Consider the following 25,662-nt stretch of genomic DNA (forward strand, 5'->3'; position numbering starts at 1 on the left):
GCGTTCGGCCGAAAAGGTCGCGCATCGAGGCAAAGGTTGCGTTCGGGGCGGCTCCCGCTTTGGCGGGAGCCACGCTTCCATCCGGCTTAGCGGATGCCCTGGGAGGATTTTTCGATGACTGCGGCCGCCGTGTCCTTCTCGACGAAGCTTGGGCCGGAGGCGACGTTGCCCGCCGGAATGGTGCCGTAACGCGCGTTCAACGCAAGAAATGTCACCGGTAGATAACCTTGCAGGAAGGGTTGCTGATCAACCGCAAAGAGTGCCTTCCCGTCCGCGACAGCCTTCAGAAAACCCGCCGACAGATCGTAGGATGCAACCTTGACCTTGTTGCCGACACCCAGTTTTTCGACAACCGCAACCGCGCGTTCGCCGACCAGCGGCGCAGAGAGACCGAGAACAACATCTACCGAGGGATCGGAGGTAAGCGCCGCCTGAATCTTGGCTTCGATTTCTGCCGGGTCGGCTGTCGTCGGTAACACCGTTACCTTGCCGCCTTCAAAACCCTTTTCCGTTCCGGCGCAGCGCTGGTCCAGAGCAGCATTGCCCACCTCCTGGTTGACGCAAAGAACGTGCTTCAAACCGAGAGACTTCAGTTTCTCCCCAACCTTGACACCGGCAGGCAGTTCATCCTGACCGACGTGCAGCCTGATGCCGAGCTTTTCCGTGGCCGAGATGCCGGAATTCATCGAGATGACCGGAATGCCCGCGGCAACTGCTTTTTCAATCGCTGGCCCAAGGGCATCTGGGTCCGGATTGGAAATCACTATCCCCGCCGGGGTCTGGTTTGCAGCCGCATTGATGAGTTGACCCATCGCGACCATGTCGAAGGTCTCGGGCGCGCGATAATCGACCCGGACATTGCTGTCCTTGCCCGCCTGCATCATGCCATTTTTGACAATAGACCAGAAAGGATCGGACGCCTGACCGTGGGTGACCGCGATGATGGTCAACTGATCCTGCGCCCTGGCCGTTGCAGAGCATGACATGGCTATTCCGACGACGAGTACGCCATGGGCGAGTTTCCTGAGAATAGATTTCATGTGGTTCCTCCTCCTTGTACCGGCCACTCCTCAAGCCGGCAAAATGTGAATGCTACCGGGTGCAAAATATCTTGCTACCGGGTGCAAGCAGGTGCATCATAGCTGCGAATGGGTTAAAAGCAAGCGTTCATTTCATCGAAATCCGAAATGGAATGTTCGTTCTATTTTGGTCGGAGGCACTATGCGCAAGCGGGAAACTACCAGGAGAGCGACGGCGAAGGAGGTGGCGACCGCAGCCGGCGTCTCTAAATGGACCGTTATCCGGGCTTTCACACCCGGTGCGTCGATCACCGAGGAGAGCAAACGGCGCGTGCTGGAATCGGCGGCCGCCCTGAACTACTCGCCAAATCTTCTTGCCCGGAGCCTTGCCACCAATCTGACCCATCAGGTCGCCGTCTTCGTTGATGACTTCGCCAATCCCCAGAAACTGCCGTTTCTTGAAACACTGACGGAGCGTCTGCAGGCCGCCGGCCTCGTTGCCATGCTCATCAACATCAATAACCACTTCGATCACGTGCACGCCCTGCTGCATGCCGATCAGCGTCAGGTTGACGCCATCATTCTTTTTGGCACCGCATTTCGCGATGAAACGCTGACGGATCGCCAGCTTGGCCACGGAATGCCGCCCATGTTCGTTCTGGCACGGGATAGCCAGATCGACGGTGTGCCTGCCGTCGTATGTGACGCCGAACTGGCACTGAGAGACATCGTCCACCATTTATACGAACGGGGATATCGAAAGCCCGGCTTCATGAGCGGTGCGACGGCGCTTTCGACGGCGCTCAGACGCCGGCAGTACTTTACGAATTTCTGGGCGGAAAAAGGCGTTGGCGAGATCGAGCTCCTGTTTGCCGATAAATACAGCGCCGCAGCGGGAGCAGCCTCCGTCCGCGAATATCTCTCGCAAACTGCACCTTCCGAACGCGTCGATGTCCTTATGTGTGAGAACGATATCCTGGCTTTCGGCGCCATGGATGAAATTCGCGGAAACTTCGGCCTGAGGGTGCCCGAAGACATGGCCATCGTCGGATTTGACAATTATGAACTCGGAGGTTCACCCGCATACGGCCTCACCACATATGAACAACCGCGCCACGAAATGGTCGAGACCATCATCGGAATGATCACCGGCGCCATTGAAGCCGAAACAGTAACCTTGCCCGGTAAAATGATCGTCCGAAATTCCACGTGATACCAAAAAACCCCGTCGCGGGTGCAACGGGGTTTTGATATTGGTTGCGGGGGCAGGATTTCATCTTAACTTGCGACCATCGCCACCGTCCCGTGCACTTTTAAAATCACTTCCTATAGGTAACCGTAGCGGATTATTTCGTGCCGTTGCGTAACTGCGAGCTGAACTCAATGAGAAGTATTGCAGCAAGGCCATCCCATAACCAACACTACGGATTGGAAGGGAAGATGAATATCGTGATTTCCCCGACGGACGCCGGCGACCTGCCTGCGCCCGATAAACAGAACGATAAGCTTATCCTTAATACAACATGTAAATTCATTAAATAGATAGTGAACGATCCATCGGTTACGCTGCCATCAGTTGAAGGATTGCGAGACCATGAGAACGACAGACAGCATTAATTCGATTCCCACCCCGGCCCTCATTGTTGACGAAGCCCGTATGTTGCGGAACGTCGCCAGATTAGAATGCCATCTTAATAGTCTCGATGTCCCGATACGGCCCCACCTCAAGACCGTAAAATCCGTTGATGCAGCCCGGCGCATTTTGTCGGGGGGAGACGGTCCCGCGACTGTCTCGACCCTGAAAGAAGCCGAAATCTTCGCTGCTGCAGGCGTCGGCGATATCCTCTACGCCGTCGGTATTGTGGCCCAGAAAATGGAACGGGTGCTCGCAATCCGCGCCGGTGGTTGCGACCTTTCCGTAGTGCTGGATACGCCCGAACAGGCACGGGCGGTCGTTGAGGCATGCCGACAGGCGAACGATGTCATTCCAGTGCTGATCGAAATAGATGCGGATGGGCATCGCTCTGGCTTAAGGCCCGATGATCCGGCATTGATCGCCACCGGCCGCATCCTGCACGAGGGGGGCGCCGAGTTACGAGGGGTCGTCACTCATGCAGGTGAAAGCTATGGCGCGGTGGGTGCGGATGCATTGGCGGCCTTCGCAGAGGTTGAACGACTGGCTGCCGTTACCGCAGCGGAGGCATTGAGAGCCGCAGGGCTGCCATGCCGAACGGTGAGCGTAGGGTCAACGCCGACAGCCCATTTCGCGCGTAATCTGGCAGGCGTGACCGAAGTCCGGGCCGGTGTCTATGCCTTCTTCGATCTAGTTATGGCTGGCATCGGAGTGTGCACATTGGATGACATTGCACTTTCTGTGCTGACGACGGTGATAGGACATCAGAAAGAGCGCGGGTGGATCATCGTGGATGCTGGCTGGATGGCATTGTCTCGTGACCGCGGCACTGCAAGCCAGGTGGTCGACCAGGGTTATGGGGTCGTTTGCGATGTTCAGGGACGAGTAATCGACGACCTGATCGTGAAAGCGGCGAACCAGGAACACGGCATCGTGGCTTTAAGGCCTGGCAGTTCTGCTCGTTTGCCCGATCTTGCGCTTGGGAGCCAGCTTCGCATTTTACCCAATCATGCCTGCGCCACCGGTGCGCAATTTGGGGGCTATGAAGTGTTGCCGGTCGATAGCGCTGCACCGCTTGCCTATTGGCCGCGTTTCAGCGGATGGTGAGGAGGAAGTCATGCTGATTATTTCCGAAATGGAATCCGCAAATCTCGTCACACATGATTTGGCTTTTGATGCCGCAAAAGAAGCCCTTATCGCCGCCTGTGAGGAAGGCACCGTGACTTTTCCGGTTGTTCTCGGCCACGGGTCTTCGCCCCAGAACCGTTTTTCGGTCAAGGCATCGGCAACCTCCGAATTGGCCGGGTTGAAAGTCGGCTCTTACTGGCCCGGCAACAGAGACAATGGTCTTGCGCGGCACAATTCGCTCATCCTGTTGTTCGACCAGAACACCGGACGGATCGAGGTGGCGATGGAGGCAGGTACAGTGAACGCTTACCGCACCGCCGCCGCCGATGCTGTTGCTGTGGATTTGCTGGCGCGGCCGAATGCAGAAACACTTGCGATCTTCGGCGCGGGCCATCAAGCGCGCTATGAATGCAGGGCATTGGCACGAGTACGAGCGCTCCGTCGTGTCATAATCGCTGCACGAAACAACGAACAAGCCGAAGATATGCGAACCACGTTGCGTCAAGAGGGCCTGAACGCCGAGATCGCGTCTCCTCAAAAGGCCTGTGAGGCAGCAGATATTATTGTCACCGCGACCCCGTCTCGGACACCGCTGTTCGAGGCGGATTGGGTCCGTCCGGGAACACATATCTCCAGCATGGGATCGGATGCCCGCGGCAAACAGGAGTTGCCGCCCGCGCTGCTCGCGCGGAGCGCCCTGTTCTGCGATCTGCCGGAACAGGCTCGGAGCGTTGGTGAGTTTCAGCATGCGGCTCCAGGTCTGGACATCACGGCGCTGGGTGATGTCCTCCTCGGCCGACGCCCAGGGCGCGCTTCGTCAGATGCGATCACCATTTTCGACAGTTCCGGCTTGTCGTTGCAGGACCTCTACATCGCACGCCACCTGCTCGCAAAACGGGGCGGAGACACGCATGCCTCCCGGTCTCCAGAAAGGAACACGCCGTGAACTCACCTCTAGCCCACCTGAAGCAATCCGGACGGCTGCACGAGTTCTACATCGACGGGAGATGGATCGATCCCCGTGGCCGAGACAGGGCAGCCATCGTCAATCCCGCGACAGAACGTGAGTTCGCCGACATCCCACTTGGTAACGAGGAGGACGTGGAACACGCAGTATCAGCGGCGAGACGTGCCTTTCCGGGTTGGGCGCGGACCAGCCCGGCAGACCGGGCGACGCTTCTGGACAACCTCTACGTCCTGATCCATCAGCGATTGGACTTGATAGCGCATGCGTTGACGATGGAGATGGGCGCCGCGATCAATTATGCGCGAAACACGCAGGTGCCGCTTGCCGCTGAACATATCCGCGTGGCCCGCGACAATGCGAGGACCTACCCGTTTACATCTCAGCGGGGCAGCACGGCGATTGTCCGCGAACCTATCGGGGTCTGTGGCCTGATCACGCCTTGGAACTGGCCGTTGTACCAGATAACAGCCAAGGTCGGCCCGGCCTTGGCAGCGGGATGCACGGTGGTTCTGAAGCCAAGTGAACTCTCCCCGTTGAGCGCCCTGCTGTTTGCGGAAATGATTGAGGATTCGGGTTTCCCGCCTGGCGTCTTTAATCTGGTCAACGGCATTGGCCCCGTCGTTGGCGCCAGTCTGTCGGCACATCGCGACGTCGATATGATTTCCATCACGGGATCGACGCGGGCGGGGGTACTTGTTGCCCAGGCGGCTGCGCCGACAGTCAAACGGGTGGCGCAGGAACTCGGTGGGAAATCGCCGAACATCATCCTCCCGGACGCTGAGATGCCTCGTGCCGTCGCACTTGGAGTTGCTGCAGCCTTTAGAAACCTGGGACAGTCATGCAGCGCGCCCACACGCATGATCGTGCCGAGGTCACAGCAGGAGCATATCGAAAAACTAGCATCCACGGCAGCTCTTGAAATTGTTGTTGGCGACCCGATGTCGGAACGGAGCACACATGGCCCCGTCGCCAATCGTCCCCAGTTTGATCGAGTTCAGCACATGATATCCGCCGGCATTGCAGAAGGTGCCAAACTGGTGGCAGGAGGGACTGGGCGGCCCGATGGGTTAGAAGTCGGCTATTATGTCAGACCCACGATTTTTTCGGATGTGAATCCTGAAATGGAGATAGCCCAACAGGAAATTTTCGGGCCGGTCCTGTCCATCATTCCTTACGACACGATTGATGAGGCGATCGAAATTGCGAACAACACCGTTTATGGCCTCGGAGCCCATGTACAAGGATCGGATCCCGATACCGTGCGAACTGTGGCGGCCCAAATCCGATCCGGGCAGGTGCACCTCAACTATCCGGCGTGGGATCCCAACGCGCCGTTCGGAGGGTACAAACAATCCGGGAACGGTCGGGAGTATGGCATAGAAGGCATGGAAGATTATCTGGAGATCAAGTCGATCCTGGGTTTTTATCCGTAGAGGCTCTCAGTCATTTAATGAGAGATGGAGATCGCATACAGGAACGCCGGAGGGTGCTCGCAGTTGGGCTCAGCAATGGCGTTCACTCCTGTTTTTCCAAGAACCCCGTCACTGCCATCACCGCGGCGTCCGTCTTGGGCAGCGCCGCCAGTTCCTTCAGAGCTACAGGCTTAACAGGAGCCCGCAGCCTGTAGTAACCCACATCGGCCGGAGAAATTCCGTGCTCCTCGGCAAGGATTTCCGTAACAGTCAAACCACAGAGACGGCCCTGACAGGGTCCCATTCCGCAGCGCAGGAACGCCTTCATCTGATTGGGGCCTACCACGCCCAGGGATGCAGCGTTACGGATACCGCCGGCCGTGACTTCTTCGCACCGACACACGATTGTGTCAGAATGCACCGGAATGCGAAAAGCTTTGGCGGGCCTGAAAAGCGTGTCGATGAACGCACGGCCGCGAAGTGCATTCTTAAGCCTTGCTCTTACAGGCACTGCAAGTGCATCACGCTGTGCCTCTGTGAGGCGGCCCATGCGCGTAGCGACCGACAGCCCCGCTATTTCACCCTGTGACGCCGAGGCCACGGCACCAACAATCCCGCCTGCATCCCCGGCAATGAAAACTCCCGGAATCGATGTCATGCGCCATTCGTCAATATCCGGGGTAAACGTCGCCGGCGTTTCATCCCAGCCATAATTGCAGCCTGTCGCCAGCGACAGATTGAGATTGGGAACAACGCCTTGGTGCAACAGGAGAAGATCAGCCGCAAGGCGTTCCGTCCCTCCTGGATGAGTGATCACCACCTCATCCAGACGGTCGCGTCCATGCGCCGCGAGTGTATGCGCGTCATGAATGACACGAACATGTCGATGAACCTTTGAGAAAAGCCTCAAGCCCTTCATGCCATAGGGTGATCTCGCGAAATCGATGACATATGAAAGGGCATGTCTGCGATTGCCTGCTGGCGTGGTATCGATCAACGTGGCAATGGGTGCCCCTGCATCGATCAACTGGGAAGCAAGAAGATAAAGAAGCGGACCCGTTCCGGCGAGGATGGTCCGTCCGTTTGGCACAAGCCCTGAGGTTTTGAGCGCGATCTGAGCCGCGCCCGCTGTCATAACGCCAGGCAGCGTCCAGCCCGGAATCGGAAACGGACGTTCAAGAGCCCCGGTCGCCAGAATAACATTTCGGACCATGATCAGACGAGCGGCGCCATCAAGCGATATGCCAACCTCCAGACCAGTTCCTTCTCTTGCACCGGCCCCGAGGGGGAGGACGCTCCAGACTGCTGTTCGCGGTGCATAGGAGGAGGAGGACCCGAGGAAACGGGCGACTAGTTTTGCGCCTGCAGCATAATCCCGACCGAGACGGGCCTTCTGTGCCGAACTTGCTTCCGTGACGCCGCGGTAAATCTGACCGCCAGGGCTGGCATTTTCATCGCATAGGAGCACTTTGAGACCGAGTTCAGAGGCGGTAACCGCTGCGCTCAATCCCGCCGGTCCAGCGCCGACGATCAGGAGATCATAGACCTCCTCAAAACTTCCAATACGGGTCAAATGGCCCAGACTCATGTATCTTTCCTTTCCGGATACACAGCTTTTCCCCGTTGCGTTTCGACACGCATGCCTTCCTCAACCGTGACCAGGCAGGCCTGTCGGTTGCTTCTGCCATTGATACTCACCAGGCATTCGAAGCAAACGCCCATCATGCAGTACGGTCCGCGCTCTACTCCCGAAACGGGCGTGGTCCGAAAGTGCGCGATGTCGGATGCGACGAGAGCTGCAGCGAGGCTGTCGCCACGTAGGGCGGTCAGCGGTCGTCCATCGAAGGTGAAGGCGACAGCCTCACCTTCCTGATCAGGCAGTCGCCGAAACATCGAAGCGCTCCGAGGAAAAAAGGGTGAGTGCGGAGGGAAATGCGCCAAGGGCAATGTGGCCCGCGAGGGTATAGGCGTGTCCGGCGGCGAGTGTTACGCCGGAATGACATGACACCGCAAAGGCGCCGGGATATCGGCTCGACTGTTCATAGATCGGGAAACCGTCTGATGTGATAACCCTGAATGCTGCCCATACTCTCACGACATCAAGTTCGCCGAGTATGGGAAACATCCTCGTCGCTCTTTCCGCCAGCACGGCGCTGATGGCAGTGCGGGGCTGTAAATGATCCATGGTCGCTTCCTTGCTTTCGCCGATGATCACACCGCCTTCATCGGTTTGGCGGATATTGGCGACCGGATAGTGGAGAAAAGGAATGGTTTTCTCTGTCACGATGATCTGGCCGCGGCTTGGTACAAGCGGGACGCTAAGGGCGACCATGGGCGCCAGGCGGGTGTTGCCAAGGCCGGCAGCAAGAACGACGCGCCCTGCGCTTATTGATCCCCAGGGACCGACGACCGTGAATGCATTTTTCTCGCAGATGATCCGATCAACGTGACAATTGGGCAGATACGTCCCACCGAGATTGCGAAAAGCTGTGTGCAGGGCACGATAAAGGCGCAGTGGATTGGTATGGCCATCCAGAGAGCAATAGCTTGACCCCACCACATCGCCCCCAATGCCGGGCAGTTGAGCCTCTGTTTGTCGATGATCCAGTATCTCGTAGGGATAGAGCTCGATACCCGGCTGTTCCTGTAGCATCGTCATTGCATTGACCCGACGCTGCAATTCGGTTTGCGACAGGCAAAGGTAAAAGCCTCCTGGCCGGGTAAAGCCCGGATCCACGCCCGTTTCGCGCTTCAATTCGTCAGAGAGTTCCGGCCATAGTAGAGCCGAGGCTTGGGTCCAGTTTGAATATTCCGGCTTGCCGATGCCTTTGCCGTGAACCCAGACATGGCCGAAGTTTGCCCGTGCTGCGCGAAAGGCAATATCGCCCTCATCCAGAACCGTGACACGCAAGCCTCTTCTGGCCAAACCCCAGGCGATACATGCCCCGACAAGGCCGCCCCCAATGACTAAGACATCCGGCTCACGCATTTTCTGATCCAGGCTACGACAAGGCTTGGAAGCTCCCACTCCAGAGTCATAACGTCAACGCTCGAATCCACATGCATTTATGACAAGGTGTTATATTTCTGCGGTCCAAATTCGGCGCTTAGGAGCCCCATCGACGGGCATATGCTAAAAACTCCGCATGGAAGGCGCTGGCGAGGGCGGACATCGGAAGTTGTCGGGAACGGACCGAGATGAAGCCGGCCTCAATGCGGGGTGTAAACGTCTTCGCAACCAGACCACGGCCGAGAAATTCCTCTGCAGCATAAGGACTGACAACGCTGAGGCCGACCCCCTCGCTGACAAGCAGACAGGCGATCTGGGATAGCGACGCCTCGACGACAATCCGATGTGGGACATTGGCGAGAGCGGCATCAACCCATGACCGATAAAGAGTGTGCATGCCCGTGCCGACGATGGGCTCGCCGGCAAGATCGACTGCGTCAACCACGGTCCGGCTGGCCAGCCGGTGGTGCGCTGGCATAATCACGACCGCCCCGACCTTCAGGATTTCGATATCAAAACCGGGCTGATCAAACGGACCCTCTGCATAGCCGAGATCGGCCTGTCCGGAAGTTACTGCTTCAAGCACAAGATGTGACGGCGGACCTGCAAGCGAAATGTGAAGGTTTGGCCTGTCGCGCATGAAGCCGGCCACGAAACGCGGCAGAGCGCCGCTCATCAGCACGGGCATGGCGGCTATACGTAGAGTGCCGGCCAAATTCGCTTTTATGGCCCGGGCCATATCCGAAATGCGCGCTAGACCGACAAATGACCGCTTGACCTCTTCAAACAGGGTGATGGCATCGGGCGTCGGGACGGACTGATATCCTTTTCTTTCAAAGAGACGCAACGCTAACTGGACTTCGAAATCCCGGATCAGGCGGCTTATGGCCGGCTGCGTGATGCCGAGCATCTCGGCTGCAGCGGTCATGCTGCCCGTTAGCATAACAGCGCGAAACGCCTCGACCTGTCGTGATTGTATAGCCATTCCAGATTTTCCCGGCCCGTCGCTCGATCGCGGTAGCAACTCTTCAACCCGTCGCGCACGCGCACACGCCTCATGATGCCATCATTAAGTACCTTAATTGAAAAGCTCCAGCCAAAACAAAGGCATGATCATCCAGATCAGGCTTAATGCAAGGTGCAACCCTGCTAAATAGCGACTTAATGACGGACGAGATAGTTTGAAGTCTCTCGATTACTCATCGAGACATTATTGCCAGACGCAATCCATTTTCTGCCCTGCCGCAGGGACATTCCGGATCAGAGATCTGCAAGTGCAGCTCCGGCCATTTTCGTACGCACGCGTGAATTCACCAGCATAATGAAAAAAGGGAACGAAATAATGAGAACTCGAAACAAGTACATCAATATCTTGGCCATCGCCCTTTTTGGAGCGACAACATTGGGCGGAACCGCGAACAGCGCCGATCCCAATACAATCCGTATCGTGGATTACTGGAATGTCCGGACGGACTGGCTGATGTCCTCCGACGATTCCAATCTTGGCACGCGCGCGGGTTGCTTTGAGGGGCTGACCAGTACAGACTATGAAAACAAGTTGCAGCCGTCGCTTTCGACATCCTGGGCGCAGACGACCCCCACATCCTGGGATTTTACGTTGCGAGCGAACGTCAAATTTCAGGACGGCCAGCCGCTCAATGCTGCGAACGTGGCCAACGCCCTCAACAATCTCTTGACCGCCTCCGTTCCCGCTCGCGCGTTTTCGCCCAAGCAGATCAAATCGGTAGAACCGGTCAGTGACAATGTCGTTCGCGTGACAACGCACGAACCGTCAGTGATGGTTCCCTTGCAAATGGCAAGCGCGGCGACATCGATCCTTTCGCCGGCCGGTTACAAAGACGGCAAAGTAAATCCGATGGGCACTTGCACCGGTCCCTTTATCATCACCGAGGTCGATCCGAGGCAGGGAATGATCGTCAAGCGCAACGATGACTACTGGGGCGGAAAACCCAAACTCGATGGTGCAGAAATCAAGTTCATCCCCGATGCAAACAGTCGCGCACTACAAATCAGAACCGGTGAGGCAGACCTTATCCGTCTTGTTCCACCGCTTGTTGTCGGCAGTCTGAAGGATACGCCCGGCATCAAGATCGAAGCGTTGAACGCACCGCGCATTACCATGATGTTGATGAACAACAAGAGGGCTCCCTTTGACAACCTCAAGGTCCGTCAGGCAATCCAGGCAGCCATCGATACGGCGGGCATCGCCGACGCCATTTACGAAGGTGCTGTGAAACCCGCCATCGGACCATTCGTGCCAAGCGACCCGTGGGCGTTGAAAGAAACCAGTCTTCCTTACGACCTGGAAAAAGCCAAGGCGCTTTTTGAAGAGGCCGGCGTCAAACCTGAGACACTCAAGCTCGAACTCATCGCCTACACCAGCCGTACCGAGTTCAAGGATGTCGCGGCAGTTATTCAGGAGCAACTGGGCGCTCTTGGAATTCAGATCAGAATAAAGGCCGCCGAATATAACGCGGTCGAGCGCGATGTACTTTCCGGCAATTACGATATGATGCTCCTGTCCCGCGGTTACCTTGTCGATGCAGCGGAACCGGCGAGTTACCTGAACGCAGACTACAGCTGTGACGGCAGCTTCAACATGTCTCACTATTGCTCGCCTGCGACGGATGCCAAATTGAAAGAAATGTACAGATTGGCAGATCCATCTGCGCGTGCGGCGCTCTACCGCGAGGTCGCACAGACCATTCAAGACGAGGCCGTGACGGTGTTCCTTGTTAACGAGACCGCCTACGACGCCTACAATCCGAAGATTAAAAACTATAGAACCCACCCGCTGAACTACTACACACTCACCCCCACCCTATCACTTGATTGATTGGCCCTGTAATTTGCGCCGATGTCTTTGAAATCAAGTCAATCACTTGTCGGACACCGCGCGGTACTTCCGCCGCGCGGTGTCCGACGTTTCGCCTCGGCGCATTGACCCGTCAGGTCATTCTTCGTCACCGGGCAAGTTGGCGGGCGCGCCGTTATGCGAAGTCCGCCAGGGCACAGGTTGAAACTGCTGCTTCAAAATTTCCAGGAACCGGGCCGTGCGCGCGACCCGCCCGTCACGGCTATCGAGCAGGGCGACGACATCGGCATCCGGCAACTGCCAGTCCGTCAGGAGCGGAACGAGACGGCCGGCGCGAAAATCGTCGGCGACGTCCCATTCTGAACGGATGATGATTCCAAGCCCGGCCAGACCCCAGTGCTTGATAACCGCGCCGTCATTACTGCTCATCGCCGGCTGAATACGCAGCGTCAGGGGCGGTTGGTCTCGGTGGCTGAAGCGCCACAAGGTGACGTCGGCGTGATCTTCCCGAATGACGGCGCATGCATGGTTGCTCAATGCTTCAGGCCGCTCGGGCACTCCATTACGTTCGAGATAGGATGGCGCGGCACAAAGGATGCGGCGGTTCGGGGCAAGGCGATGAACGATAAGGCTGGAGTCCGTCAGAGGGCCCACATGAATTAGCACATTCCAGGCATCGCTGCGCAGGCTTACCGGATCTTCGAACAGCGACAGGGTGAGCTTTACCTCAGGATGCTGCTGCCGCAGCGCCGCCATCGCGGGTGCAATATAGAGCCTGCCAAACCCGAAGGGCGCGGCCACCCGCAAATTCCCCGTTACAACCTGTCGGCGCTCCAGCAGCTCCTCTGTCATTATCTCTATGTTAGTCAGGATTTCAACGCCGCGTCGCGCAAGGAGTTGACCTTCTGCGGTGAGGTGCAGCCGGCGACTGGTGCGCTCCAACAGCCGAACGCCCAGCCGCTGTTCGAGTTGTTGTAATCGCTGCGTTACCGCAGACGGCGTCACGTCAAGCGCCCTGGCCGCTGCTGCCAGTGACGGTGCGGTACTGACGATGCGAAAAAATTCGAGGTCGGTTGATGTAATCATGAAGGGACAACTTAACGCAATATACAAAGCCGTTAAATAGCATCTGAACGCTAAGCTCGCTAGTGTAGGCATATGAAAGCCGTAACCGACGCCCAAATCCCCTGCCCTGTTTCATTCAGGATCTGGTGGCTGCAATCCGGCCTCACATCTTTGTTGAACTACTTTTGCCTGGCATGTCGGAACGGAGTGTCAGGGGACGCTGCGACAGCGAGACGGAGAATGAAATGGCGCGACTGCCACGGACGCCCGTCCCGACGCTAGAGACCTCAATGTCGCCTGACCTGAGAATGAGTTGGAGAATTCAAGCATGAGCCCTATCGTCCATCGGATCCAAAGTGACGAAAAGCTTCCCGAAAGGGTCGATATCGTCGTGATTGGCGGCGGCATTGTCGGAAGTGCAGCCGCCTACTTCCTGTCCAAACGGAACTACAGGGTTGCGCTGGTCGAAAAAGGCTGGATCGGTGGTGAGCAGTCCGGCCGCAACTGGGGCTGGTGCAGACAACAGAACCGCGACGCCCGTGAGCTTCCGCTTGCGATGAAAGGGATGCAGCTTTGGGACCGTCTTGGTGAAGAGATTGGCGAGGATCTGGGCTTTCGGCGTAACGGGCTGATCTATGCGTCAACCCGCTCTGCCGACGTTGAGCAATGGGAGCGATGGCGGGACGTGGCGCGCCAGTTCGACTTCGAAACCCATATGCTTACAGCGAAACAGGCAAAAGAAATGACCCCCGGCAGCACCAGGGATTGGATTGGCGGCGTTTATTCGCCGACCGATGGCAAAGCGGAGCCCTCCCGCGCCGCCCCGATCCTGGCACACGGCGCTCGCAAGAATGGCGCGGTTATCCTTCAAGACTGCGCCGCACGTGGCCTTGATATCAGCGGCGGGAGAGTATCGGGGGTTATTACGGAAAAAGGTCTGATCCGCGCCGACATGGTCCTGTGTGCCGGTGGCGCCTGGGCTTCAATGTTCTGCCGGCGGCACGGCATAGACCTGCCCCAGGCTGGCGTCCGCCAGACGACGCTTCGAACCAAACCCACCGCGGACGTCGTCAAGGGCGGCTTTTACAACCCCGAAGTCACCCTGACACGCCGCTTGGATGGAAGTTACACCATGGCGCTCAGCGGACGCGGAACGGTTGAAATCACGCCGCAGGGCCTCCGCTATGCAACGCAGTTTGTTCCCATGTTCCGAAAACATATGAAAGCCCTTCGTGTTCGGCTGGGCCGTTCATTCTTTGAGGGCCCGGAAGCGCTGATGCGCTGGAACTTTGATTCAATCTCCCCGTTCGAACGTGTACGCGTGTTGGACCCTGCCCCCAACAAAAAGATGGTCAGTTTGACCCTCGAAAAAGCAAAGGCGATTTATCCAGCGCTTGGGAATGTCGAAGTCACGCAGGCTTGGGGTGCCTGGATCGACACGATGCCCGATGCGATGCCGGTGATTTCTCAAGCGCCCTCCTTGCCTGGTTTCTTCATAGCGGCTGGTCTGAGTGGGCATGGTTTCGGTCTCGGGCCCGCGGCTGGCCATTTGGCGGCTGACATCATCACGGGCGATGTACCGATCTCCGATCCCAATCCTTACCGATATTCGCGATTTTTCGACGGATCGCGTATTCAGGCTCCCGGTGGGATATGACGTCGACGCCGTTAAGCCTTGCTGCCCGGCGCAATTTTCATCTCCCTGGAATTAAGCAAGTCGACCCGGCTGGTGATAGCCTGTCGCCTTGTAGCGGGAAGATGTCTCGCCACACCGTGGCGGAGGTGAGTTAATTGGCCTGTTCGAATGCTGCGCTGCGCTTCGCCAGAAAGCAAAACGGCGGCGCCCAATCGCATCGTATGCAGGCCTTGCCCCTCTCCCTGGCAAAGCGGTAACGTCAATCGCGAGCAGGGCGTGTCAAAAGCCGGAAATCCACGTCTAAGAGCAACCATGGTCGCGCTCGCAGGACTGTGGTTACGGCACCAGCCGACCTCAACGCTATCTTGCTGGTTTAAGAAGCGTATCGCACAAAACGGCGGCCGTTTGAAAAAGCCGATGATTGTGGCACTGGCTCGCAAGCTGCTCGTTGCACTGTGGAAATACGTGAGCTCCGGCGTCGTGATCGAAGGTGCAATCATGAAAACTCCCTGAGGCGGGAAGTACCCGTGATACGAGAATTCAAATCCTCGGGGTGTGATCAGCCCTGACGGATCCAGGTGAACGGACCGGGATTCCGTGTGGCTAAGAGCCGGTCTTGAGATTGGTCCCGTTCTCCTGAGCCCGCGCCCGCGAAAGCGGGAAATGGTGCTGCCGTCTGGAGCGGCGACCGTATGTGAGGTTGTACAGGCTCGATAGCAAGCCGGTAAAGCGATTGGCTCAGACCATGGATCCGCTAAAAAAGGACGCTTTGCGACGACAGCAAAATGAACCGTTGACAAAAAACCTGATGTGAGCGGAATCGAACTGGCGACACCGTCATTACGAAAATTTCTCAGTTCGAGGTTCGTCTGCCAACCAAGAGCTTGGTTTCACCGCACGACTGATTGGGGATGGGACCGAAAAACCGTCTACATAATCATAACTGCAGATAGTGGTCATTAATGCAACTGCGCCGCATTGGTCGCTTGGCTAATGGCATCAGACGGTCTTCGACACCTCAGGTTCGCCGCGACATCAGTTTTCCAACCTCGGTCATATGCTGCGTTCCCCAAGCACAAAGTGGCTTCAGCGCCTCGGCAAGCGTCTCGCCGAACGGCGTGAGTGAGTATTCCACTTTCGGCGGGATTTCCTTGAAGTCATGCCGATCGACAATCCCGTCGGCCTCTAGTTCTTTAAGCTGCTGGATGAGCATCTTGTCGCTGACGTTACCGACAGCACGCCTGAGGTCGCCGTAACGTCGAGCTTCGTAAGCGAGGTGAAACAGGATCAACGGCTTCCATTTTCCGCCAATGACAGCGAGTGAGGCGTCGAGCCCGCAGACGAAATTGGACGTAGCCATCATGAGCACCCTCTACTTACCAAAAGGTGCATACTAGCAAAGAAGAAAGTCGGTTTCTATGTTGATCTCGCATGACATTCTGAAAGGTAACTATGATGGGCAGACTTCAAGGCAAAATTGCCGTCATCACAGGCGGAAACAGTGGGATCGGTCTGGCGACAGCGAAGCGGTTCGTTGCGGAGGGCGCAGAAATCTTCATCACCGGCCGCCGTCAGGAGGAACTTGACAGGGCGGTAGAGTCTATTGGCGCTAGAGTGACGGCGGTACAGGGCGATGTGTCGCGGCTGGACGATCTCGATCGGTTGTTTGAAACGGTGCGGGAGAAGAGCGGGCGAATTGACATCCTCTTCGCTAATGCGGGTTTAGGCACGTTCGCCCCGCTCGGCGCGATTGACGAGGCGTCTTTCGATCAGACATTCAACGTCAACGTCAAAGGTACGTTGTTCACCGTGCAGAAAGCACTTCCGCTTATGCAGAGGGGCGGATCGATCATCTTAACCGGATCGACAACCGGCTCCATGGGAACTGCAGCGTTCAGCGTCTATAGCGCCACAAAGGCAGCAATCCGCAACTTTGCCCGCAGCTGGGCCTTAGATCTTAAGGGGTCGGGTATCCGGGTCAACGTACTATCGCCCGGCGCCACGGAGACACCTGGTCTGAAGGGTCTGGTAACACCTGCAGAGGAGTCTGCGCTGCTTCAAGGTCTAGCGGCACAGATTCCGCTCGGTCGGGTCGCAAATCCCGAAGAGATTGCGGCTGTCGCCCTCTTTCTGGCCTCAGAAGATAGTAGCTTTATGACAGGCGGCGAAGTCTTTGCTGACGGTGGCGCAGCGCAGGTTTAGGATCTGGAAGCCCCCAAGCGTGATTGCCTGGGGGCCCTTCGGGGCAAGAATCTGATAGCTAAAATCCCGTCGTTTGAAATTGCATTGGTCGCAAGCGGCGGAAGCAGTTGAGGGCAAGTAGACTTAGCGCTTTTGAGCGCTAGCCGTATCGGACCGTCAGCGGAAATTGGTCAGCCGCCGTGTTCCCGAAGCAAATGTCGAGGGACCGCAGGTCTCTCATCAGCTTGCACACGATGCAGGAAGGAACACCCACCTCGTGCTGCCGTGCTTGAGCTGATTGCTCTACCCCGGGGCGCGTAAGTGCGAACACATCAATGCTGTATTAGGGCCAGTCCTTACCTTCTTATTTGAGACCCGTCCAATGAGCTGCAAACGCCAGCATGTCAGCCGCCTCCTCGATTACCTTGGTCGTCGGCTTGCCCATGCCGTGGCCCGCCCCGGTGTCGACCCGCAGCAGCCGTGGGCGCGGCCCGAGATCAAGGGCCTGCAGCGCGGCGATATATTTGAAGCTATGGGCCGGCACCACGCGATTATCCGCTTCACCCGTCGTTACCAGGATCGCCGGATAGTGCCTGCCCGGCTTGACGTTGTGATACGGCGAGTACGACAGCAGATTGCGGAAGTCCTCCTCGCGGGCAGGATTGCCGTATTCGCCAAGCCATAATGCACCGCCGGTGAACTTGTCGAAGCGCAGCATGTCCATGACGCCGACGCTTGGCAGAGCCGCCCCAAACAGGTCCGGACGCTGGTTGACGACCGCACCGACCATCAAGCCGCCGGCGGAATCGCCGTAGATCGCAATCCCATTTGGCGGCGCTATCTTGCTCGCGTGCAGATATTCGGCTGCGGCGATCATATCGTCAAAGCCGTTTTGTTTCTTCAGGCCGCGTCCTGCCTCGTGCCACGTCGTGCCGTATTCGCCGCCGCCACGTATGTTGGCGAAAGCGACCGCGCCGCCCTGCAATATCCATGGCGTCAGCATCGCGGAATAAGCCGGTGGCATCATGAGCCCAAATGCGCCGTACCCGGTCAGAAGGGTCGGGACCGGGCCGACCGTGTCCTTCCGGCGCGCAATGAACATCGGCACGCGCGTGCCATCCTTTGAACGGAAGAAGCGCTGTTCGACAGTGACCAATGCCAGATCCGCGCTGATCGCGGGCTCTACCCAGGCAACCAGCTGTCCGCTCTCAACGTCGTATTTGTAGACCGTCTCGGCTTGGTTAAAGCTGCCATAGAGGATGAAGGCTTCTCGATTGCCCGGTTCGCCAAAAACAGCGTGCACGCTACCCATGCCGGGCAGTTTCACGACACCGTCGGGATTTCCATCGAGCCGGAACCGGCGCATCTCAAATTTTACATCGACGAAATAGATCGCCAGTATCCGATCGCCAGCGATGTATGCGCCCGTCAGGTGAGCATCCTGCTCAGGCACGACGTCGATGAAGACGGGCTCCGAACTGGCGAGATCAACGCTGACGATCTTCGATCTTTCCGGACCCTTGGTGGCCGCCAGCAGAAGTTTTGTCCCGACATTGCCGATGACAGACCACCGATCAGTCGAATTTTCGATTAGAGTTCGAGGTGATTGGCCCCTCTGCTCCAGGTCGACCACCGAGACGTCCGCGTGAACCAGGTCGTCGGTCGAATAGATGATCATGTAACGGCCGTCAGGAGTGAGCCCAGCGGAATTGACCCGCCCCGGCTTCGACGGCGTTGCGAAGAACAGCGTATCGTCCGCCTGGGGCGCACCGATCCGATGGAAGTAGATCGCATGGTTGATAAGGCCGGTGGTGTCCGAAACTTCGGGCTTTGGCTCCGGGTATCGCGAGTAATAAAATCCCGATCCGTCATTCGCCCATGCTATCTGTGTCATGCGAGCCCACTGCACAACGTCGCTCGTCTCCTTGCCGTTTGCCACATCGAGGACGCGGATGGTGCGCCAGTCGCTGCCACCGTCCTGAACGGCATAGGCCACATATGCCCCATCTCGTGATGCTCTCCATTCCGCGAACGTGACGGTGCCATCCGTCGACCATGTCGCGGGATCAAGCAAAATGCGCTCTTGGCCGGCATCATCACGCATGACCAGTAGGGGCTGGTTCTGGCCCCCGGCTCTCCGCGTAAAGAAATAGCGGCCCCCGCTCCTCTGTGGGATGCCGACGCGTTCATAGTCAAAGGTCGAGACGAGCGATCGGCGGAACACGTCGCGTGCAGGAAGGTGGGAAAGATGTTGCGTCGTGAAGCGCCGCTGCGCGTCGATCCAGGAAGCGACATCCGTGTCGGAGCGAGGATCACCCTCGAGCCACCGATAAGGATCGGGCACCGACACACCGAACTGCGTCTCAACGACTGCTTTGCGCCTTGTCTGGGGATAAACGATCGGTTTGGCATCAGGATGCGGTGAAGGAACGTTCGCCTTGTCTTCTGCCGCCGAACCAGTTTTCTGCGTGCCCGCCATAACAGCAAGCGCGCAGATTGCTTTGCCGAAGCGTCGCCGGGAGATCAACGGCACCATTGTGGCCGCTCCCCGCGTTGGCGCGCCCGCTCTGCTTCACGGTTGCAGCGCATCCTGCGGACGGTCTCCACATTGTTGCGCGCAGCTTCGGCATTGTTGCGCTGCTGCTCGGAAGCGTTGAATAAGGCATCGTCGCGGCGGCGCTGCTGTTCAATCATGCATCTCGTGTATTCCCTGCCGTGAACCGCGCCGAAACTTTCGCAGGTTCTGCTGTCTTCCCGGTGCGCTTCGCGGCCCCAATCGATAGCGGATGCAGTGTCGGTGATACCTGCGCTCAAAAGCGCGGCGAGCGCGATCAGCATAGCTCTATGCCGACTGGTAGGGTTGTGTCGTATCATGGCCTTGGTTTCCTTTCGGCGCCATCATTGGCGATGGCGCTAGAAAAACAGGGCAAGATTGCGAGAACATGGGACCGGGAATAAAATGCTTTCAGGAAATGCTTCGCATCGTACGATCCTGCAGCGTTCAGTCACACGGGCGGCCGAGCGTGGCTGTCGCGCGCTCAACGATCCAACTCCGAACCGAGTCGAGGATTGATCGGCTCGCCAAGAGGAACTCAACGCGCCCCAGAAAGTCGTTTCAGCGCAAAGACACGCAAATCTGGCAGGGTCCGAGTGCCAGCAATCGGCTGAATATCTAGCCGAGAATTCTAATCTTCAACGCTTCGCCAGTAATGGTCAATGATATGCTGGCCATTGTTGACGATCCGTTGACCCAGCTCCGGATCGCCGCCTCGCATCGTCTCCGGATCGCCGCCGCAGAGGCGAATGAAGGCAACTTGCTGAACCGTGAACAGGAAATAGTCTCTGCTGGTTGGCTCGAACTGAAGTCGTGACTCTTTGAGTCTTTTCGCGACTTCGGCTGCCGCCTCGTCGATCGCTTTGAAAACCGTCTCCAGCATCGCGTGCTCTGCGGCTTCGCGGATTTCGAGAAATTGCCGTTGCTCGGGCGTTGGCAAGGTGCAAGTCTTCTCGTTCATAGGTTCTCCATAACGTCTGGTACGCAGCGTTGAAAATGCGTCACTGCGAGCCGAAATCGGCACGCACGATGGTTCCGCCGCCGGGCGCGCTTAAGATGGACACTCTGCCCTCATGTCGTTCAATGATCTGCTGCACCAAGTTCAGGCCGAGGCCGCTGCCCGTCGAACGCGGTCGCAGGCGGTGGAAGGGTTCAAAGACGCGATCGCGCTCTTCAAGGGGTATGCCCGGACCATCGTCTTCAACCTCAAATCCGGAACCTGTCACGCGCAAAATGACATGGTGCCCGCCGTGCTCGATCGCGTTCTGGACAAGGTTCGTCATTGCCCGCTCGATCGCACCCGCATCACCGCGAAGCACTGACGCGCCTTCGATCTGCACCTCTATTGTGCGCACCGAGGCAATAAATAGCGGTGCCAGATCCGCCGCGACGCGACGGGCGAGAGCTCCAAGATCGACGCGTTCGTCGGCCCGTTCGGCATCCAAGCGCTGTATGTCAAGCATTTGCTCGGCAAGATTGCTCAGGCGTGCCACATCGGCGCTTAGCTTGCGTGTCGCTGGTTCGGTCGCTGTATCAATTTTCAAGCGCAGGATGGCGATGGGCGTGCGCAATTCGTGCGCGGCGGAGGCGATGAAACGCCGCTGCTGTTCATAGCCCTCATCGAGCCGGCGAAGGGCGTCGTTCACGGCACGCACCAACGGCGCGATCTCACTTGGCACGTGCTCCTCGCTCAGGCGTCGCCCACGCCGGTTCGCGTCGATCTGTTCAGCTTCCCTGGCGATCCTGGATACGCCGGCAAGTGCTTGCCGCACGATCCAGGGCGTCACGAACAGCGAGATCAGCGCGAGTGCGAGGAAGATGGGAATGACAATGACATTGGACGCGAGCAGAACGATAAGACTGACTCCTGTCAGCTTGCCATGTCCAAGGATCGTGAGCGTTCCGGCCGGAGCGATCTCGCGCCGTATGACCGCTGATAACCGATAGGGGGGATTGCGATCGCGCAGATGCGCATAGGACAGATCCTTCAATCGGCCCAGAAGCGATGCATACTGCGAAGGGATGTCGCCGAATCTCACATTTTGGCCTGCATCGTCCTCAGCGACAAACCAAAGGGCAGGCGATTTTTCTCGAAGCTCGGCAAGCTCGGCTGTTTCGCGGATCGAGAGCCCACCATCCTGATCCCGGACGATCGCGCGCGCGATAACCGGAGTTATCGCCTCATCGGTATAGAGCCCGCCGCTATCCATGCGAAGCGCCAAAGCCATGAAGAATGTACAGGCGATGAGCAATGTCGCAAGCTGGAAGATCAGCGGCTTGACGATCAGGGGGCGCTTTAGCGACGGCTGACCTCGCTTCATGTCAGACCCTTCAACAGGTAGCCGACACCCTTGATCGCATGGATTTCGATCCCCGCGTTCGCTTCAGCGAGCTTGCGGCGGAGACGCGAGATGTGGGAGTCCAGCGTATTCGACTGCACTTCGTCGTCGAAACCGAAAACTGCCTGTTCCAAGGCCTCTCTCAATACCGTTCTACCACGACGTTTTACGAGCGAAGCTAAAACGCGCAACTCCCGGCGGGTAAGATCCAGCCTCACACCCCCGACGCTGGCCTCATCATTCGCGACGTCGAAAACAAGCGCCCCGACATGGATTTCCTCGCTCGCAAGATCTGCGGGACGCCTTCGAACCGCGCGAATGCGGGCAAGCATCTCGTCGACATCGAACGGTTTGATAAGATAATCATCAGCGCCGTTGTCGAGGCCGGCAATGCGCTCTGTCACCTCGCCGCGTGCGCTTAAAACGATCACCGGAAGGCCGGGGTGGGTTTCCCGCAGTACTGGCAGGAGCGATAACCCATCGCCATCCGGGAGAGTACGATCAAGCAAGACGAGATCATAGGATCCAGACATGGCTGCCTCCTGCGCCATCGAGATGCAGTCCGCCTGATCGACAACGAAGCGCTCTCGCTCAAGCGCAACCCGTAAGGCATTTGCGAATTCTGTTTCGTCTTCGACAATTAATACTCTCAACAATCACACCTCGCGTCGCCATCGGTGAGGGGATTGGATTCTGCCAATCTCCGCCATAAACCGTTTGCCCATTTTGTTCTTATTGGCGCAACATTGCAAAATCCTGGCGTGACGCAATTGATCGTACGGCATCTTTGCACAGATGGGTCGGTGTTCTATTTTTACGCCGTTCAGCAGTCCGCCGAGTTAAGTTCCCCTTAGAAGCGTCAATCCTGTGACGCGGTCACTTTCTCTGCGAGGACCCCTCTTTCTGGGTAGGTGAGCCCGGACCATGAGCGCCACGCCTGACAACGCGACACCGGCGGCAACGTCAGCGGCCGTGATTTGGATGCACTGGCAAAGTCACGTGACCAAACTCACGGTCGCGTTGCAGACAGGTTCTTGTCCTGCAGCCACGTTCGGATTGCCTGGACAAGTTCCCGCTTGCGCTCCAGCGGCAGCCAATGTGCTCCGAGCAGATTTACAATCGTCAAGTCTGTACAGGCCGCGCGCATCGGGTCGCCATAGCGATTGCCGTTGATGGTGTTGATCTGGTCGTACTCGCCATTCACGAACATCACGGGCTTCAAGATCTGACCGCCGTTCGGCGCGCGGCGGGCATAGGCGATATTGGCCGCGTCGTTCAAATACCACGCACAGGGTGGGCGAAAGCCATGGGCGTCGAACGCCTCGACCAGGGCGTCGAAATCAGCCCCGGGCCAAAGCGCCGGATCGGGCTTCATCGGGGGCGCGCGATGCGCCTCGCCGAAGCGTCCGCCCTTACGGGTGACCAACGCATTTGCCGATGGCTTGCCCATGCTTGTCGGATCGCCGGAGCGGTAGATCGATGCCAGTGATGCGGCCTTATCCGCGTCGAGGTCCGAGACCGCGGCCTCGAAGTGCGTCGTGTAGTAGCGGTAATAGTCCCACTGCCCGTCGGGATACTCGTTGGCCGGGTAGATCGTCCGGTCGATCAAAGCGACAAGGGTAGGTAAAGCGTTCGCATCAGCGAAATAGGAAACAGAGATCAGCACGACGCCGCGACTGCGGGCGGGCTCGTGCGCGACCAATGACGCGGCAATGACGCTACCCCAATCATGACCGACCCAGATCGCAGGTTTACCGCCGAAATGGTCATGCAACTCTGCCATGTCCCTGACAACCTGCTCATTCGTGTAAGCGTCGAGTGCCGCCGGTGCAGACGAGCCGCCATATCCTCGCATGTCGGGCGCGATGCACCGCCAACCATCGGAGGCCAAAGCCTCCATCTGCGCGCGCCAGATTAGGCTGAGTTCAGGCCAGCCGTGAAGAAAGATCATCAACGGTCCATCGACCGGCCCGCATTCGAGATAACGAGTCGTATGGCGGGGAGTAGAAAACGTTCGGGACGCAATGACGGCCGAGGTTGCCGCCCACACGCCTGTCGGCAAGGTCGCAACGGCTCCCAATCCCTTGAGAACTGTCCGTCTTTTTAATCCAGTTTTGGCGGCATCGGGCGCGCGGTATTTTACGGAGTCCATGTTCATCTCCTTTCACATGCACTTCAGATAGGCTTGACAAGTGCGCGCGATAAGCGCGGTAATCCTGCATGAGGCTTTAAGCAAAACTTCAAGGTAGTTTTTTGCGATACAGAGACACCCTTGATGGCGTGGCCATGTTCCTCGCCGTGGCGGAAGCAGGTAGTTTCTCGGAGGCCGCCCGGCGTCTGGGCATTTCGCCGTCCGCGGTCAGCCAGGCGATCGGGAGCCTTGAGAAGCGGCTTGGGACGCCGCTCTTTCGTCGCTCGACGCGTAGCGTCAGCCTGACAGACGTGGGCAACGACTATCTGCTCGCGGCCGCTCCGGCGGTCGAACAACTCAGGCAAGCTGCGGAGGACGCGACAGGCCGGAGTGGCCGCCCCGCTGGTCCTTTGCGTCTCACCATGCCGCGGGCACCCTTCGATCTGATGATCGCCGACACGTTGGTCGAGTTCAAAGATGCGTTCCCTGAGGTGGAACTGGAGATAGCTGTCGAAGCGCGTCTGGTCGACATCGTGAAGCAGGGCTACGACGCCGGCCTACGCTTCGGCAACCACCTTGAGAAGGACATGGTTGCCGTCCAGATCGCGCCTCCCTCGGCGGCGATTTTGGTCGCAGCGCCCGCCTATCTAGCGAACCGGCCAAAGCCGTCGGGTCCGAGCGACTTGCTGAACCACCGGGCGATTGTGTGCCGAAGCCAGATCACGGGATCGATTATTCCCTGGACGCTGGTATCGGCGGACGACAGGATGCAAATCTCGCCCGCTGATGCAACCGTTGTCCACGACCTTGCCTCGCAAATCGACCTAGCAGCACGTGGTCTTGGAATCGTTAGCGTCCCGAGCGCAATGGTGAGAGACCTCATCGATAGAGGAATCCTGTCGTGGGTTCTGCCTTCATGGTCCTCTCCGATGGAAGCACTGTACATCTACTTCCCCAGCCGCCGTCATCAATCTGCGGCGTTGCGCGCGTTTATTGGTTCACTGAAGAGCCGTACATAGCATTCGTCCAGAGTGGTCAGCGCGTCGCTGGTCAGGAGCTTGGCACGAAACTGCATACTCGTCCTTTATCACCTTGAACCCTATCGAACCGGCGACCCCCTTATTCGCAGGACGGCGCGAGTGAGCTGAACTTTCTTCACCGCACAGTGCCGGCGCTCCTCCAAAATACGAGCGCCTGACTGGATTATTGCGATGGCCAGCTTTCGTCATCAAGCGGCTGGCGAAGTCGATGAAACAGGCTGCCTGAGAAGCCAGAGATCAGAAGCCGTAGCGTCGATCAAGTTCTTGGAGGGCAGCCTGAACCTCATCGATGGAAACCGACTCCGGTGTTCCGGGAATATGGCGGAACAACGGCTTCGAATCGACCGAATAGAAATCCGAGGCCCATGCCGCCAGGATGGTCCGCTTGTCATGTGCGGTGAGAGCAGTCGCTTTTACGACATCGATCGGCCGCTCAATCTGCATGCCCTGAAGCAGGATCGCCGGCCCCATCGCCGCGGCATTGCTCACGGCCTGCTGTAACATCTCGTGCATGTCGGCCTTCCTATCGAACGTGTGGATCTTTGTCCCGCCGAAGGTGCGATGCCGCGATGGCATCATTCTCCGGCGCCAGCAGATCATGCTTTTCAGCGAAGGCGGCGAATAGGCCGCGCGCGGTCTCCGCTTCGATCTCGCCGCGCAGTGCCGCACTACAGGCTTTCAGCGCCATCGAGTGTGCCGTGTCACGCAACG

23 protein-coding genes and 1 pseudogene are annotated in these 25,662 nt (G+C 57.9%); 9 read left to right on the plus strand and 15 right to left on the minus strand.

Annotation, left to right across the window (positions count from 1 at the left end; translation table 11 throughout):
* Nucleotides 1-86: 86 nt before the first annotated feature.
* A complete protein-coding gene (locus F3H58_RS19855; protein ID WP_149743430.1) occupies nt 87-1,040 on the minus strand; it encodes a sugar ABC transporter substrate-binding protein in 954 nt (317 codons plus the stop codon).
* A gap of 181 nt (nt 1,041-1,221) precedes the next feature.
* On the opposite strand from F3H58_RS19855, the gene F3H58_RS19860 reads away from it, so the two are divergent.
* From F3H58_RS19860 to F3H58_RS19875, 4 genes are all read left to right on the plus strand, one after another.
* Entirely contained in the window at nt 1,222-2,232 is a 1,011-nt protein-coding gene (locus F3H58_RS19860) for a LacI family DNA-binding transcriptional regulator (protein ID WP_188128994.1), read from the plus strand.
* A 381-nt stretch (nt 2,233-2,613) separates the two neighbouring features.
* On the plus strand, nt 2,614-3,759 hold the full coding sequence (locus F3H58_RS19865; RefSeq protein ID WP_149743431.1) for a DSD1 family PLP-dependent enzyme: 1,146 nt from the start codon (nt 2,614-2,616) through the stop codon (nt 3,757-3,759).
* 10 nt (nt 3,760-3,769) lie between these two features.
* Entirely contained in the window at nt 3,770-4,726 is a 957-nt protein-coding gene (locus F3H58_RS19870; RefSeq protein WP_149743432.1) for an ornithine cyclodeaminase family protein, read from the plus strand.
* Nucleotides 4,723-6,180: an aldehyde dehydrogenase family protein gene (locus F3H58_RS19875; RefSeq protein ID WP_149743433.1), complete on the plus strand. Its 1,458-nt coding sequence runs from the start codon at nt 4,723-4,725 to the stop codon at nt 6,178-6,180. The genes F3H58_RS19870 and F3H58_RS19875 overlap by 4 nt, the downstream gene beginning before the upstream one ends.
* A gap of 82 nt (nt 6,181-6,262) precedes the next feature.
* Here the strand turns inward: F3H58_RS19875 and F3H58_RS19880 are convergent, their stop codons facing one another.
* From F3H58_RS19880 to F3H58_RS19895, 4 genes are all read right to left on the minus strand, one after another.
* Nucleotides 6,263-7,747: an NAD(P)/FAD-dependent oxidoreductase gene (locus tag F3H58_RS19880; RefSeq protein WP_149743434.1), complete on the minus strand. Its 1,485-nt coding sequence runs from the start codon at nt 7,745-7,747 to the stop codon at nt 6,263-6,265.
* Nucleotides 7,744-8,052, minus strand: coding sequence for a (2Fe-2S)-binding protein (locus tag F3H58_RS19885; RefSeq protein WP_063947505.1), 309 nt, complete (start codon nt 8,050-8,052; stop codon nt 7,744-7,746). The genes F3H58_RS19880 and F3H58_RS19885 overlap by 4 nt, the downstream gene beginning before the upstream one ends.
* The gene (locus F3H58_RS19890) at nt 8,033-9,148 is read right to left on the minus strand and encodes an NAD(P)/FAD-dependent oxidoreductase (protein WP_149743435.1); all 1,116 of its coding nucleotides are present in this window, start codon (nt 9,146-9,148) and stop codon (nt 8,033-8,035) included. The genes F3H58_RS19885 and F3H58_RS19890 overlap by 20 nt, the downstream gene beginning before the upstream one ends.
* 118 nt (nt 9,149-9,266) lie before the next feature.
* Nucleotides 9,267-10,154, minus strand: a complete 888-nt coding sequence (locus F3H58_RS19895) for a LysR family transcriptional regulator (protein WP_286169824.1) — start codon at nt 10,152-10,154, stop codon at nt 9,267-9,269.
* A 357-nt stretch (nt 10,155-10,511) separates the two neighbouring features.
* Here F3H58_RS19895 and F3H58_RS19900 point away from each other — a divergent pair, with 357 nt between their 5' ends.
* Nucleotides 10,512-12,026, plus strand: coding sequence for an ABC transporter substrate-binding protein (locus tag F3H58_RS19900; protein ID WP_149743436.1), 1,515 nt, complete (start codon nt 10,512-10,514; stop codon nt 12,024-12,026).
* A 117-nt stretch (nt 12,027-12,143) separates the two neighbouring features.
* Here F3H58_RS19900 and F3H58_RS19905 read toward each other — a convergent pair whose 3' ends face one another.
* A complete protein-coding gene (locus F3H58_RS19905) occupies nt 12,144-13,091 on the minus strand; it encodes a LysR family transcriptional regulator (protein ID WP_149743437.1) in 948 nt (315 codons plus the stop codon).
* A gap of 307 nt (nt 13,092-13,398) precedes the next feature.
* Here F3H58_RS19905 and F3H58_RS19910 point away from each other — a divergent pair, with 307 nt between their 5' ends.
* Both F3H58_RS19910 and F3H58_RS19915 read left to right on the plus strand, forming a co-directional pair.
* Nucleotides 13,399-14,727 (plus strand): NAD(P)/FAD-dependent oxidoreductase, encoded by a 1,329-nt coding sequence (locus tag F3H58_RS19910; protein WP_149743438.1) that lies wholly within the window; start codon nt 13,399-13,401, stop codon nt 14,725-14,727.
* 181 nt (nt 14,728-14,908) lie between these two features.
* Nucleotides 14,909-15,219, plus strand: a pseudogene (locus tag F3H58_RS19915) (transposase); the annotation flags it as partial.
* Between the two features lie 505 nt (nt 15,220-15,724).
* Here the strand turns inward: F3H58_RS19915 and F3H58_RS19920 are convergent.
* The gene (locus F3H58_RS19920) at nt 15,725-16,066 is read right to left on the minus strand and encodes a winged helix-turn-helix transcriptional regulator (RefSeq protein ID WP_149743456.1); all 342 of its coding nucleotides are present in this window, start codon (nt 16,064-16,066) and stop codon (nt 15,725-15,727) included.
* Nucleotides 16,067-16,158: 92 nt separating this feature from the next.
* Here F3H58_RS19920 and F3H58_RS19925 point away from each other — a divergent pair, with 92 nt between their 5' ends.
* Nucleotides 16,159-16,908 (plus strand): SDR family NAD(P)-dependent oxidoreductase, encoded by a 750-nt coding sequence (locus tag F3H58_RS19925; protein WP_210246920.1) that lies wholly within the window; start codon nt 16,159-16,161, stop codon nt 16,906-16,908.
* A gap of 343 nt (nt 16,909-17,251) precedes the next feature.
* Here F3H58_RS19925 and F3H58_RS19930 read toward each other — a convergent pair whose 3' ends face one another.
* From F3H58_RS19930 to F3H58_RS19955, 6 genes are all read right to left on the minus strand, one after another.
* A complete protein-coding gene (locus F3H58_RS19930; RefSeq protein WP_149743439.1) occupies nt 17,252-19,423 on the minus strand; it encodes a prolyl oligopeptidase family serine peptidase in 2,172 nt (723 codons plus the stop codon).
* Nucleotides 19,411-19,725, minus strand: a complete 315-nt coding sequence (locus tag F3H58_RS19935; protein ID WP_149743440.1) for a hypothetical protein — start codon at nt 19,723-19,725, stop codon at nt 19,411-19,413. The genes F3H58_RS19930 and F3H58_RS19935 overlap by 13 nt, the downstream gene beginning before the upstream one ends.
* Nucleotides 19,726-20,072: 347 nt before the next feature.
* Nucleotides 20,073-20,402 (minus strand): hypothetical protein, encoded by a 330-nt coding sequence (locus F3H58_RS19940; protein ID WP_149743441.1) that lies wholly within the window; start codon nt 20,400-20,402, stop codon nt 20,073-20,075.
* Between the two features lie 40 nt (nt 20,403-20,442).
* Nucleotides 20,443-21,762, minus strand: coding sequence for a sensor histidine kinase (locus F3H58_RS19945; RefSeq protein ID WP_149743442.1), 1,320 nt, complete (start codon nt 21,760-21,762; stop codon nt 20,443-20,445).
* The gene (locus F3H58_RS19950) at nt 21,759-22,433 is read right to left on the minus strand and encodes a response regulator (protein ID WP_149743443.1); all 675 of its coding nucleotides are present in this window, start codon (nt 22,431-22,433) and stop codon (nt 21,759-21,761) included. Before F3H58_RS19950 ends, F3H58_RS19945 begins: the two co-directional genes overlap by 4 nt.
* A gap of 356 nt (nt 22,434-22,789) precedes the next feature.
* Complete coding sequence (locus F3H58_RS19955; RefSeq protein ID WP_149743444.1) at nt 22,790-23,932, minus strand: alpha/beta hydrolase; 1,143 nt, start codon at nt 23,930-23,932, stop codon at nt 22,790-22,792.
* 134 nt (nt 23,933-24,066) lie between these two features.
* Here F3H58_RS19955 and F3H58_RS19960 point away from each other — a divergent pair, with 134 nt between their 5' ends.
* On the plus strand, nt 24,067-24,930 hold the full coding sequence (locus F3H58_RS19960; RefSeq protein ID WP_149743445.1) for a LysR family transcriptional regulator: 864 nt from the start codon (nt 24,067-24,069) through the stop codon (nt 24,928-24,930).
* Nucleotides 24,931-25,188: 258 nt separating this feature from the next.
* Here F3H58_RS19960 and F3H58_RS19965 read toward each other — a convergent pair whose 3' ends face one another.
* Both F3H58_RS19965 and F3H58_RS19970 read right to left on the minus strand, forming a co-directional pair.
* The gene (locus F3H58_RS19965) at nt 25,189-25,464 is read right to left on the minus strand and encodes a hypothetical protein (protein ID WP_149743446.1); all 276 of its coding nucleotides are present in this window, start codon (nt 25,462-25,464) and stop codon (nt 25,189-25,191) included.
* Between the two features lie 10 nt (nt 25,465-25,474).
* Nucleotides 25,475-25,662 (minus strand): DUF982 domain-containing protein (locus F3H58_RS19970; RefSeq protein ID WP_149743447.1); only part of this gene is annotated, 188 nt, incomplete at its 5' end.

This window comes from Rhizobium sp. NFACC06-2 (assembly GCF_900101425.1).
GTDB classification, from domain to species: Bacteria; Pseudomonadota; Alphaproteobacteria; order Rhizobiales; family Rhizobiaceae; genus Agrobacterium; species Agrobacterium leguminum.